The organism is Oxynema mangrovii CENA135 (assembly GCF_016632315.1).
GTDB lineage: Bacteria > Cyanobacteriota > Cyanobacteriia > Cyanobacteriales > Laspinemataceae > Oxynema > Oxynema aestuarii.
Genome location: NZ_JAEOXH010000001.1, coordinates 1 through 13023, shown reverse-complemented (window position 1 = coordinate 13023; position 13023 = coordinate 1). Strand labels below are relative to the sequence as shown.

Below are 13023 nucleotides of genomic sequence, written 5' to 3'. Positions count from 1 at the left end.
GATGAATTCAATTTGTTGAGGCTTAACTCGGTTAGTTGAATCATAGAAAAGACAAAGGGAAGCGCAATTATATCATTCTAAAGATGGATTTCCAACAATACATCGCGCATCTAAAACGACAAAATCTCCCGATTCAAATACCCGACAGCGATCGATCGCCGCCGCCACAACTGGAACCTTAACAGTAGCTTCTGACGATCGCAAATCGGCGATCGCCTGTTGAGTTTGGGGTTGATATTGGTGTAACCATCCCTGATTTTCCAAATACTCCGGCGAAAATGCCGATCGTTCGACTAACCAAAAATTAACACCATAGCGATCGATGAACTGTTTGACAACAGACAATTCCGGACTATATTGTGCCTCAATTAAGTCACGAATTCGCTGGCTAAATTGACGATAATACCCGAGATGATAGGGGATCGCATACTCGCGACCGACCAAAATCGAACGATGGGAAAATGTCGGTAAATTGTTCGCTTCTCCGGACAGGGAAGCGATCGTGCTGCTTTTGGGTTGTTGTTGGAAAAAGCTATAGAGTTCCGGTAAACGACCGGGACGGTAATTCGTTCTGGGAAAACTCGGCGTATAGAGGGGATAACCCAATAAAGCGATCGCCAATCCTATCGCCGCTATTCGACCCCATAACTGATGTTTTTCAACCTTAATTTTGAAAGCAGCATCCCAGAGAATGGCGATAAAAATACCGGAGGCGATCGCCAGTAAAAAGCGCCAAGTATGTTCGATATAACGATTCGGTAAATGTAATTTAAATAAAAATAAATGGGCGGCAACAAACATCCCGAATGAAGAGAAACCTAAGCGTAAAAAAAGCCCTCCGGTTTGAGGCTGAATTAAACTAACTAAAGGAAAGCGATCGCGCGATCGCCGCAACCTTGGCAGACAAAAGGGGAGAAAAACTCCCAACCAAATTAAGGGCGGTAATAAGGGCGGTAAAATGCCCGATCGCTCCCCAATCGTCCAAAATAAGAAAGCATTTCTATTAAAAAATTGAGCGCGTCCTTCCGCCCAAAACTCCGGCAAGTTCACCGCTTGACTCCCGTCAATTACCGGACCATAAACATTCGTTTTCAACGCATACGGTAACATGACCGCAAAGGCGATCGCCAATCCCCAGCCACAAAAACGATAAGTTTGCCAATTTTTGCAGAGTTTTAACGAACCTTTTTCAACTTCAATGACTTGTAATAGCAACAGTCCCGATGCAATAAAAACATATTGAGGATAAAATAAACCCAACAGGGCGATCGCCCCGCCAATCCCCAGCCACGATCGCCGTAAAAAGTAATACACAAAAGCAATAAAAATCGGATATAAAAATGCCCTAGGTGTCGCCGAAACAACATCAAAATTCATCCAAAAACTTTGGGCTAAGAGCAAACTACTGCTAAAGGCGGCGATCGCGATGGGAAACAGCAGTAAACTACAATAAAAACAGTAAATTGTCGTCACCAGTGCGATCGCCACGGGCAATAATTTACTGAAGAATAATGGATCGATTCCCCATCCGGCAGCTAGGCGATAAACTGTGGTGTATCCGCTAGGGGCGACGGTTTGAAAATAGTCCGCAATTAAATCATTGGGAAATAAACTCGGATCGAGAAAACGCTGCATCCAAAAAACATGTTGGCGGGCGTCATCTTGCACGACATAACTACTGTCAAAGGCTTTTTCTAATGCCATCAAGCTATAAATTAAAGAAAAAACCACCGTCAATCCCAACCAAAACCGTTCTCGGGCTTTGGTCGGCGGTGAAGTTGACAGCAGATAGCGGCAAAAATCGATCATAAAAATGAATAAAAGTCAATCAAGTTGACCGATAAAGTTCAGTGATTTTCAAAAAAGTTACGACTTTTTAAAATTGCGAACCGTTGCTAAATATTGACTGAGAAAAGGCAGTCCGGCGATCGCGGGGATGAAATAACGAGAGGTACATAATAAGCCCAAAGCTGCACCAGTGGCTTCGTTAAAATAGGGTTGATAAAACAAAATCAGGGCCGCGTCTCGGGTTCCGACTCCCGCAAAAGTGAGGGGCATTAATCCGGCTAAAATGGCTAGGGGGGACAGGGCTAAATTGGCCAGAAAGGGGGTCCAAGCTTTGAGGGCGAGGATAAAAAACCAAATTTGCAATAAATGACAAAACCACAGAAATATTGAGGTGAGGCAAATTTTCGCCAATTGGCGGCGATCGCTCCAGAAATATTCGTGCATTTCTCCCCAAGAAAAGCGCATTTTATCGAGTTTAACCCTAATTTTTTTAGGGGCGATTCGGCCAGCTAAATTAAAAAATAAATGAGCGAACTTGCGAGAACTGAGTAATAAAATACCAAAAATAAAACTACTGCTGACGGCAACCGTCATGACCCAAAACAAAAAATTTTTATCGGGATACAAGCACAAGCCAAAAATACACCACAGCAGTAAGGAAAGCAGATCGCAGGCTTTTTCAAAGACGACGAGAGACAGGGCTAACGACCCGCTTAAATGACCGCGATCGCGCATAAAGTAAGCTTTTGCCAGATCCCCCATTTTAGAGGGCAAAACCATATTTAAGACGCTGGCGGCTAAGATCAGGCGATTGGCTTCGGCAAATCTCAACCGTACTCCCGAAGGGGTTAATTCTTGCAGCCGCCAACTGGTAATCAACACTAAGGGGATTAACATGGCAAAACTGGCAATCGTCCAGGCGCGATCGCTGTTTTCAAAAACGCGGATAAGTCCTAAAAAGTCAATTTTGGTATAAATAATCGTTAAAATAATTAAGCTGACGGCGATCGAAATTAATCGTTTCATGTTTAGAGGGTTTTAGAGGGAAAAGCCGATCGATCGGGTCGATCGCAGTCCTACGAAGCGCGATCGCAGATCTGCGTACAAGTCGAAGCATATTTTATCGTTATTTTGGCAAAAAAATACCAAGCGATCGCGCGATCGCTGGCGGGAATATTCACCGCGATCGAAGAAAAAGCAGGCGAACCTTAGAAGGCATTAGGTTAGAATTAAACTAACGAGAATTTTCCCCGTCCACCTCTGCCCGTGCAGGGGTGTTTTTTCCGTCCGATTGGGGTCAGACCACTTGGGGGAAACAACCCCCTCGTCAGGATCGAAAACAGACGAGAAAATAGAAAAGACTGAAAGTGTTTGACTTAATACACCCCATTCCCTCCCATCCATCCCCTGGAGGGATTTTTTATAGGGATTTTCATTCAAATCTGCTGCCGTCGGGCAAGATCGCCCCATCCAAACGGGCGGCGGTTTCGCCGTCGCCGAAATAGGTGCCGTCGAGATTTGCCCCCGTCAGGTCGGCGCCCGTCAAGTCGGCGCCTTCTAAAGTGGCGCCGCTCAAATCGGCATAAGTGAGATTGGCGCGACTGAGATTGAAGCCGGACAGGTCGAACCCGGCAAAATTTTGACGGCAGAGATTGGCGCTACTTAGGTTCACTTGGCGGAGATAAACGTTTCTGAAATTAATACCTCGCAGGTCGGCAGCGATCAGGTTGGCGCCTTCGAGGTCGGCGCCGTCGAGATTGGCCCCGGCTAAGTTGGCCCCGGCTAAGTTGGCTTGTCTTAAATCGGAGTGACTTAAATCGGCTTCGCTGAGGTTGGCTTCGGCGAGGTCGCCTCCGGCAAAATTGGCCCCGGTGAGGCTGCTACCGACGAGGTTGACGCCGCGCAGGTCGATGGGGCTACCGGGTTGGCTGGGATAGACCCGGGCGAGATCGGCGGCTTCGAGGTTGACCCCGGGAAAGTTGCGTTCGCCTTGTTGGTAGCGGCGAACGAATTCTTGGGGGGCGACGGTGGCGGGTTGGGCGTTGGGAAAGGCGGCGGGGGTGATGCTCGATTCTGGCGGAATATTGGGGGTATTGCCCCATTGGGGTAAATTTTGGCGGGGATCGCTGCCGATCCCGAAGTTGGTGGGAACGGGGCCGGGGGAGGGTGTGGTGCGGGCGATCGCCGTTTCCGAGGGCGCCGTGGTGGGAGGGGTACCCGTTCGCGGTTCGAGTCCGGCAATTTGCTGCTGAATTTCGCTCACGGCGCGGGCGAGGGGTTGGAGGGCGTCGGCTAAATCCCCCACTGAGGGCGCGGGGGAACGGTCGGGGGTATCGCTGGCGCGTTCGAGACGTTGCAGCACTTGTGCCATTCCGCGACCGAGTTGGGCGATGCGATCGGTCAAGGTGGCGATCGCCTCCGGCAAATTTTGCAATTGTTCCCAGTTCGGTTCCGGCGCGGGGGGCGTTTGAGGGGGTTGCGATTGTGGCGACTCTGCGGGGGGTTCCGGCGCCGAGGTGGCGATCGCGTCGAGGCGTTCGCTGAGGGTTCTCAGTTGCCGTTGTTGCTGCTGCATCGCCGCCACCAGACAGTCAAGTTCTTCCCGGTTCGACTCGTTCGCCGCCGGGGATTCGGACGCGGCGGGTTTGATATCGAGGCGATCGAGGCGATCGCCGACTTGTTCGATCGATGCTCGTAGCTGTTGCATCTGTTCGCGATCGCCCTCCCATTGCGTTCGCAAGCGGGTCAAGCGTTCTTCTAACACGGCGATCGCACTCATCGCACTCTGGCGATCGGCCTGTTGCGCTTGTTGGCGCCGGACGAGATTGAGAAAAATACAAGCGGCTAAAGGCAAAGCCGCATAGAGAATCTGGCGATCGCCCACTCCCGCCACCGCACCGACGACGGCGAGGGTCAGACAGAGATATTCAGCGAGATCGAGCCACTCTAAGTTATTAAGTCTCATGGGAAGTTGGGAGGCAAAAGGCACAAGGCAAAAGGCACAAGGTAGGAAGCACGAGGGTCGAACCCGTGGCGCGGACAGGTTGCCCGCTTTCGGGAGGAAATCAGACTTCAGACCCTCTCAATCTAAAATCTAAACTCTAAATTCTAAAATCCCTTGCATGTCCAAAAGCATAGCAGTCTATCCCGATGCGATCGCCGCGCGATCTCCGGGTTTTTTCGTTTGCGGCGATCGCGGAATTTCGATAATAAATTGGGCGCCGCCCCCCGGAGGCGAAAAACAGCTCAATTGGCCGCCATGTTTTTCGACAATAATCTGATAGCCGATCGACAGTCCCAGTCCGGTTCCCGACCCGACGGGTTTGGTCGTAAAAAATGGGTCGAAGATCTTTTTAGCCACCGCCTCACTGATTCCCGGTCCGTTGTCGGTGATTTTCACCATCACCGTATCCGACCCGGACACGCTGGTGGTAATCCAAATTTTCAACCCGCGACGGTCCGTTCCTCCCTCTCCGTCGTGCTTGCCATTCTCAGACGGCGCGATCGCCTTCATTTTGGTTTCCACCAACGCATCGATCGCGTTAGTCAAAATATTCATAAAAACTTGATTGACTTGAGACGCATAACAAGCCACTTTCGGCAAATTTCCATACTCTTTAATAATCTCGATCGCCTCTTTTTGCAATCGCGATTGTAAAATTAATAAAGTCGAGTCAATTCCCTCATGAAGATCCACGGGTTTCATTTCCGACTCGTCCAGTCGCGAAAAATTGCGCAATCCCGTCACGATCTTGCCAATCCGTTCGGCTCCCGATTTCATCGAAACGAGCAAATTAGGAAAATCTTCTAGAATAAAATCCAACTCCAAATCCTCTATTTCTTCTAAAATTTCTGGATCGGGTTCCGGGTATTTTTTTTGATACAGTTCGATCAAATCGATTAGATCTTCTAAATAATCATTGGCATGGTCGATATTGGCATAAATAAAATTAACCGGATTGTTAATTTCGTGAGCAACTCCGGCCACAAGTTGACCCAAACTCGACATTTTTTCAGTATGAATCAGTTGAGCCTCAGTGGATTTCAAATTTTCCAAAGCATCTTTTAACTCTCGGGTTCTTTCTTCTACTTTTGCTTCCAAAGTGTGAGAATAATCTTCGAGTTTTCCATTGGCAGTTTCCAACTTTTCATTGGTGACTTTGAGTTGCCATTGATTGTAATGATTGAGGATTAAAATCGCCGAAAACGTCGCCGCCAATAACGGAGAAAAAACCGGAATAGCCCACCCGTAAATAAACGAGAGATAAGTGACAGTCACCAGAACCCCCGCCGTCGGGAGCCAGCCCAAGACGATCGCGCGCAGGAACAAGTAACGATGGGATTGGTGGTGTTCGAGAACCAGCCAGCAGGCGATCGCCGCCGTAAACGACCACAAGACGATCCACAAAGAATTCAACGGTTTTGTCCACGCCCGCAACATCGGGCGACCGTCGAGGGCCGCCGCCATAATTTGACTGGCAAAATTAGCATGAATGACAACACCGGGAGTTAACTCCGGCGTCGCTAAAACCGTATTGGTATAAGGGGTTTGAAAAATATCTTTTAAACTTTCCGCCGTAGCGCCGATCAACACGAGGCGATCGCGCATCAAATCTTTAGGAATCCGGTTTTCTAAAACATCTGTGAACGAAATATGGTGGAAATGACCGAGACCGCCGCGAAAATTAATTAAAATCTGATAGCCCCCAGTATCTTTGCCGACATAACCCCCTTCATTGCCGCGTAGGGGAACGAACAACGCCCGACCGAGGCGATAAATATTATTCTCCGCATCTACCGTTTCGAGTTCGAGACCGGACTGTTCCAGATACATCAGCGCCAATTTCGCCCCGAGTCCTTCGAGAAATTCGCCGCTTTCCGTCCCGATTAAAATCAAACCCCGTCGTACTTTCCCGTCCGCATCCAAGATCAAATCCGACGCCGCCACTTGTCCGGCCTCTTTGAGGGTCGGCGGCGGCGCCACCGGGTTTCCCGCCACTTTTTGAATGCCGATTAAATTCGGAGTCGATTTCATCAGTTCGACCCATTCGGCGTGACCCGGTTCGACGGGTAAATCGCGATAGAGGTCGAGACCGATCGCCGTCGGATTTTGTGCCGCAATGTGACTCATGGCGCGGGTCAGGACGCGATCGCTCGCGGGCCACTGTCCGACCCGAGTAATATCTTCTTCGGAGATCGTGACAATGACGATCCGCGAGTCGATCGCCTCTTGCGGACGCAACAGCACGAAACTGTCGAGAGTGGCCCATTCCAATAGCTGAAACACCCCGAGGAAGTTGCCGCCAATCGTGGTGGCGGCAACCACCGGGGCAATGGTCAAGACTCCCCGCCATTGTTTGAGCCAAGGGCCGAACCCTTTCGGTAGCTGTTCGATTCGGTCTCTCGCCTGCTGCCACATCTACGTTTGAGGGTAACTACAACCGATCGCTGAAAGGTTGAGAGGCGATCGCCTCCAAACCCACCTGTTCGAGCAAGTCGTGCCACTCCTCAACCCAGGTCGCCTCCTCCGGTTGAGCTTGTTTCGCCGCCGCCAACACCGACAGGGTATCGTACCAAATCCCCGACTCGGCGTAGGTCGTCGCCTGTTGCATCGGGTTGGCACTCACCCCGGCGTTTTCCGAACTCGGGAACTCCACCCGTTTGACCCATCCGGTCACTTTGTACGTATCCGGTCCGAGTTCTTCTCCCGGTTGAAGGGGGGCAAAAAACCACACGTAGTCCTTGCCGATTTCCAATTCCGGTGCGTCTTCCGGTAAGGTCACGCTCACAATTCCTCCCCGCCCGGAAATTTCGACGACCGTTTGATAGTGATGGTTACGATATTGGTCTTGCAGGCTGAAAAACACTTGACGGGCCTCCGTAGGCGGCACGTACACGAAGAACGTCGGACGAGCCGAAACCGTGCGTCCGTGTTGCGTAGACGGCAACAAGGGCTTGACCTCCGCCAAGGCGTCACTCCGAGTGCCTCCGGATACAGTATTATTCGGGGCGCCTTCTCCCGGCGGCTCAAAACCCACATTCCCCCGGGTGCCGCCGGAAGCACTGTTACTCGGCGCCGCTTCTCCCGGAGCCTCAAAGCCCACATTCCCCCGGGTGCCGCCGGAAGCGCTGTTACTCGGCGCCGCATCGCCGGGGGCTTGGAAACCCACATTCCCCCGGGTGCCGCCGGAAGCGCTGTTACTCGGCGCCGCATCGCCGGGGGCTTGGAAGCTCACATTCCCCCGGGTGCCGCCGGAAGCGCTGTTACTCGGGGCCGCTTCTCCCGGCGCTCGGAAGTTGATATTGCCCCGGGTGCCGCCGGAAGCGCTGTTACTCGGAGCCGCATCGCCGGGAGCTTGGAAGTTGATATTGCCCCGGGTGCCGCCTCCGGTAGTATCCAAAGGTGCCGCATCGCCGGGCGGTTGGAAGTTTAAGCTGATTTGCCCTCGGCTGGGAACCGACCAAGTGCCGGGGGCGTGGCGATCGCCCGCCCGCGCGGCTTCGCTGGCGGCAGCGAGCCAGAGGAGACTACCTGCCACACTGAAAAGGAGTAAAGGGTAGGAAAAATAAAGTTTCAATCGCTTCATCGCTCAATCCATTGAAAAGTATGTGAGAAAAGGAACTTTGATGCGGGTCGATCTAGCGGGATTCAAAAAATAAGCGAGATCGGCTTTACTCGGTCACTGTTTTTACCGAAAATTCGGATCGTTTAACTCCTCCATATTCGCTCCCGCTATACCATCCCAACTTTTGGGTTGGAGCCAACCCGAAAGAGCCGGGGGATGGAGTGCGAATCCTCTCCCCCAGAGAATCTATTCTTAGCATTCCCCAGGGCGAACGCCCTTACAACCAATTCCCGACTAAGACAAACGGCGCCCAAAAATAGGGATGGTTGTATTGCGGATCCTGAATCAGCCGCAATTGCGCCCGACGCAAGGCTTCAGCTTTACTGAGCTTGAGATCCTCGCGGGAGAGAAAGTCGTAGAAGTACCCCATTAACTCGGCAGTCGAGCGATCGCTGACGGACCACAAGGTTGCCAAGGTGCTGCGCGCCCCGGAACGCAAGGCAAATCCGGCCAATCCGAGGGTGGCGCGTTTGTCTCCCGACGCCGTTTGACAGGCGCTGAGAACGAGCAGGTCGATCGGATAAAATTCGGCTTGCTCGCGATTTTCCAACAAGCGCTCGAACGCTTTAACGTCGATGCGATCGTTCCAAGTCAGCAAGAACGTCTCTTCCGGGCGAGAACTGAATTGTCCGTGAGTGGCTAAGTGGACGACGCGAAACGATTTGGCATTGACCCACTGTTGGAAATTCTCCCGGGTAAATTGGCGATCGAGCAAAACTTCCGATTTGAGATCGGCTTCGAGTTGTCGCACTTCCCGTTCCACTCCCGGCAATGCCGAAAATCCCTGTCGCGCTTCGGTCAGTCCGACGGCCAACACGCTCAAATCGCTGCGTTTGAGTCCTTCGGGAAAGAGTTGCAATCCCGGGGAGAGCGCCACGCCGTAGCGCTCGACGAGATACTGTTGACCGTCGTAGAGCGCTCCCATCGGCAAATTCCGAAACCAGCCGTCGAGAACGAAGACGAGGGTTTTAATCCCGGCGGCGTCGAGTTCGTCAACGGCGGGGCGGATCAGCCAGTCGTAGACTTGGCGCGACCATTGCAACCGCTCGTTTCCAGAATAGCCCAAGAATAAAGACGTATAAAGTTGCTGCAAGGTCTGCTCGACGCGATCGCGGCTCGCGGCGGTGGCGTAGTGGGTCAGGGGACGATTGGGAATCGAAACGATGACTTCGAGGCGATCTGCGAGCACGATCGGATAAATCGCCGCCGCTTCCGGGTCGATCCGGTCGATTTGGGTCGGTTTGGTCTCCAAGCAACTGTCGCGGAAAAAGTTATCGAGTTCCGCCAGTTGCAATGCTTCCATCACTTCGCGCGCTCGCACGATCTGGTCTTGCGGGGCATCCGGCGCGAGTAACAAGCTGACAAATTCCCGATACAGGGGTTCGACGCTTTCTTGAAAATTAAATTGCACGTCGGTATTGACCGACACCAAATCGGCGCGCAGGGTTTGCAAGGTCTCGAACGCATTTTGATAGGCGGCGATCGCGAGATCGCGCCGTCCCTCTCGCACTAACAGCCGTCCCAACTGCCACGCGGCGCGCGCTTCGATATCTTCCGCTTCCAAGGGATCGGCTAGGGTCAGCGCTTGTTCGGTCAGATGGCGGGCTTGTTCCAGTTGTCCGTTGCGTTCGTAGAGTTGCCCGAGTTGGTAACGGGCGTGAGCTTGGGCGCGTTCGTCGCGAATGTCTTGGGCTTGGGCGATCGCCGTGGCCAGGAGCTCGGCGATTTGCGTTCGCGCTGCGGTTTGGGGCTGTCGTTGGTCGATTTGGAGCCAATGGGCGGCGAGGTTGACCCGGGCGTAAATGGAAGGACGGGACGGACTCAAATTCGCCAATCGGCTCTCGATCTCCGGCACCAGGGCGATCGCCTCGGCCCAACGCTGTGTCCGAACGTTCAAATTTAATTCGTTGAGGCGCGCTTGTACGATAGTCAACTCGTCCGGCGCTTGCTTCGCCGCTTCGCGATAGTAGGCCCGGGCGACCTCGTCGCGGTCTAAATCCCGGGCGATATTGCCGATCCCGAGCAGACTTTTACTGAGGGTGGCGCGATCGCCCAAACGCTCCGCGATCGCCCAACTGCTTTCCAAGGCCGCTTTCGAGCGTTCCAATTCCCCGGTCATTTGCAGGGCGATCCCCAAACTGTGCAAGGCATCGGCCTTTAACGGCGAATCCGGTTGTCCTCCCACGCGCTCGACCAGTTCCTCCAAGCGCGCCCGAGCGTGGCGGTACTGCCCCAACGCTTGCAAGGCTTGGGCTTGATTAATCTGACTGCCGATAATCCCCGTTTGGTTTTCGGCGCGTTCGTAGGCGCTTTGCGCTTGACGCCAGGTTTCGAGGGCCTCCTCGGTTTGGCCCCGAGCCAGTTGCCAGTTGCCGAGGGTATTGAGCGCTTGAGCGAGAATCGCACTACCCCGGCGATCGAGTTGGGTTTCGGCGCCGATCGCGTCCAAGCTGGTATCGATCGCCGATCGCGATCGCTCCCACGCTCCCAACTGCTGGTAAGCCACTCCCAGATAATTCTGACTCAGGGCATGGTTGAGGCGATCGCCCCGCGCGGCATAATCTCGCGCCGCACTTTCCCAAATTTGGGTCGCTTCAAACACCCGTCCCGCATCGTAGAGGCGGCGTCCCGCTTGCAACGGATTGCTTTCGACCTCGGCAGTGGGGATCTCCACGGTTCCCGCAGGCTGCACCCCTCGGGCCTGCAACGGTCTGACTGCCGCCGGAAGGGCGATCGCCACGAGCAAACCGCTCAAAACGGCTAATCGAATAAAAGAACGAACCGATCGCGGTAGCGAACGCAGGTCAATCACTAGTTTTTACCTCCCCACAGGTCGGACGACGGTACCACAAGCCTTCGTTCCCCCGGACGGACGACAGGCAGTTGCTTTGAAGCAGAAACATTTCCCTTTTTTCGCTCCGATCTCGGTCCGTTCGGCACCCTTAAAACTTTTTCAAAGTTCGATGAAAAATGTACGAATTTTTTACAAACTCTTTATTTTTCTGCGATCGATTAAATGCTCTGATTTTCCATCAATTAGAAACGGAAAGTTTCTATATTTAAACTACCACAGTTTTCGGGGCGATCGCCCGCGACCGACCGACTTCTATCCCCGCGATCGACCACTAAATGAACGGTTCCCGACCGATCTTTAACCCATCCTTTGGCTTCTTCTAAGCGCGCGGCGCGATCGCCATCCGGTACCCGGACTCCTCGTGGGGTTCCCCGGGCGATCGTCGGGGAAGAGTCCGAGTTAAAAGAGGAGGAAGAATCGCTGAAATCTTGCAAATCTTGCCAGGGGCGATCGCTCCTTCCCACCTCGTCGGGACCGAACGGCAAACCGCCGCGTCCGGTCACGGTAAAGCGATTCTCCCCAGGGCTGCATCCGGTGACGAGGCGATCGCGCGGCTCGATGATGCCCCTGGGTAAATCGACCCATTGCGAGGGATCGTCCACTTCCGGATTGGCGAGGGTCACCGTTCCGGAAAGACCGAATTGAGAACTCGCCGTAATATCACTTTGGGGCGTCGGCCCGTCGCGAAACTCGATCCCAAACAACCCCTGGGTATCGATGGCAATATTCCCCCCGCGTCCGGCTACCGCATTGGCGACGATATCGCTATTGCCCAATGCGGCGATCGTTGGGGAGGACAGCCGTAGGTTGCCCCCATTCCCCGTTCCGCCAGCACTCGTGGCGATCGTGCTACCCCCGTCGAGTTGCAAGCGATCTGCCACGGCAATCTCGATATTGCCCCCTTCTCCGGAGGTCGTCGTCGCCGAAAGTGAACCGCGATCGTGCAAGAGCAAGTTACCGACGGCAATTTCTAATTGACCGCCATTCCCCGTTCCCTCATTTTTGACATCGATGCGGGCGCCCTCGCTTAGCCTCAATTCCGATGCACTCAGCCTCACCGTTCCCCCCGCTCCCGTGGGAAATTCCGGCACCGCCAAGAGTTGCCGAGTGAAACTGTCCAGGAGAACGGCTCCGGATTCGATCGTCGTGGGGAAAATACTTCCGGGCAGTTCGCCACTCAATTCGATCCGTTCGGCGACGGCGATCCTAATATTACCCGCGTCGCCACTGGCAAAGGTCGAGGACGATATACGCGCCCCTTCACTCAAACTCAACTGCGCCGTCTGAATCTCCACCGTTCCCGCATGACCTTCCCTATAGGGAGTGAATTTGACAGAAAAATACCCCAAGTCTGAGACGAGGGGTATTGATTGCTTACTGTTAGGACTTAGATCCGAGTTCCTTTAAAAGTTCAGAAAAAAGGATCTCGGCTATCTTCCTCGACGTCCCGTTTCTAGCTGCTCTAAGGGCATCCCCGCTCTTCTTCTCAAGTCGCCCGTCACGTTCGACGAAGGCGCGCTTGAGGAATTGCTCCAAAATGCGCTCTCTGACTTCAGTAGAGGTGCATCGAGAACCTCTCCTACAGCTGCCGTCACTATTAAGCCTTTTCTCAAAGTTGTTGTTAAGGTAGAGCCAGAGCGTCGATCGCGCTTCCGCAGACCCTTTCATTTTGCTGCCGGATCGAACACTAGTCCCCGATCGCCCCTCAGTCCGCCCGACGCCTAGCGCTTGTTTGAATCGACGCTTGCTGCGAGG

At 53.4% G+C, this 13023-nt stretch carries 7 protein-coding genes; all 7 read right to left on the bottom strand.

Annotation, left to right across the window (positions count from 1 at the left end; all coding sequences use genetic code 11):
* Positions 1 to 72: 72 nt before the first annotated feature.
* Positions 73 to 1809, bottom strand: coding sequence for a hypothetical protein (locus tag JJD41_RS00035; protein WP_200664170.1), 1737 nt, complete (start codon positions 1807 to 1809; stop codon positions 73 to 75).
* A 57-nt stretch (positions 1810 to 1866) separates the two neighbouring features.
* Positions 1867 to 2814, bottom strand: a complete 948-nt coding sequence (locus JJD41_RS00030) for a lysylphosphatidylglycerol synthase transmembrane domain-containing protein (protein ID WP_200664169.1) — start codon at positions 2812 to 2814, stop codon at positions 1867 to 1869.
* A 406-nt stretch (positions 2815 to 3220) separates the two neighbouring features.
* On the bottom strand, positions 3221 to 4753 hold the full coding sequence (locus JJD41_RS00025; RefSeq protein ID WP_200664168.1) for a pentapeptide repeat-containing protein: 1533 nt from the start codon (positions 4751 to 4753) through the stop codon (positions 3221 to 3223).
* Between the two features lie 177 nt (positions 4754 to 4930).
* Positions 4931 to 7207, bottom strand: coding sequence for a CHASE2 domain-containing protein (locus JJD41_RS24510; protein ID WP_234488435.1), 2277 nt, complete (start codon positions 7205 to 7207; stop codon positions 4931 to 4933).
* A gap of 16 nt (positions 7208 to 7223) precedes the next feature.
* The gene (locus JJD41_RS00015; protein WP_234488434.1) at positions 7224 to 8375 is read right to left on the bottom strand and encodes a DUF928 domain-containing protein; all 1152 of its coding nucleotides are present in this window, start codon (positions 8373 to 8375) and stop codon (positions 7224 to 7226) included.
* A gap of 256 nt (positions 8376 to 8631) precedes the next feature.
* Positions 8632 to 11226 carry a CHAT domain-containing protein gene (locus JJD41_RS00010; protein ID WP_200664166.1) on the bottom strand — a complete coding sequence of 865 codons (2595 nt, stop codon included), beginning with the start codon at positions 11224 to 11226 and terminating at the stop codon, positions 8632 to 8634.
* Between the two features lie 224 nt (positions 11227 to 11450).
* Entirely contained in the window at positions 11451 to 12617 is a 1167-nt protein-coding gene (locus JJD41_RS00005) for an S-layer family protein (protein WP_200664165.1), read from the bottom strand.
* Between the last annotated feature and the right edge of the window lie 406 nt (positions 12618 to 13023).

What these genes read in the sequence shown, in the direction of transcription:
- JJD41_RS00035 (WP_200664170.1), bottom strand. Translation starts at nt 1,809, where the DNA reads ATGATCGATTTTTGCCGCTATCTGCTGTCAACTTCACCGCCGACCAAA.
- JJD41_RS00030 (WP_200664169.1), bottom strand. Translation starts at nt 2,814, where the DNA reads ATGAAACGATTAATTTCGATCGCCGTCAGCTTAATTATTTTAACGATT.
- JJD41_RS00025 (WP_200664168.1), bottom strand. Translation starts at nt 4,753, where the DNA reads ATGAGACTTAATAACTTAGAGTGGCTCGATCTCGCTGAATATCTCTGT.
- JJD41_RS24510 (WP_234488435.1), bottom strand. Translation starts at nt 7,207, where the DNA reads ATGTGGCAGCAGGCGAGAGACCGAATCGAACAGCTACCGAAAGGGTTC.
- JJD41_RS00015 (WP_234488434.1), bottom strand. Translation starts at nt 8,375, where the DNA reads ATGAAGCGATTGAAACTTTATTTTTCCTACCCTTTACTCCTTTTCAGT.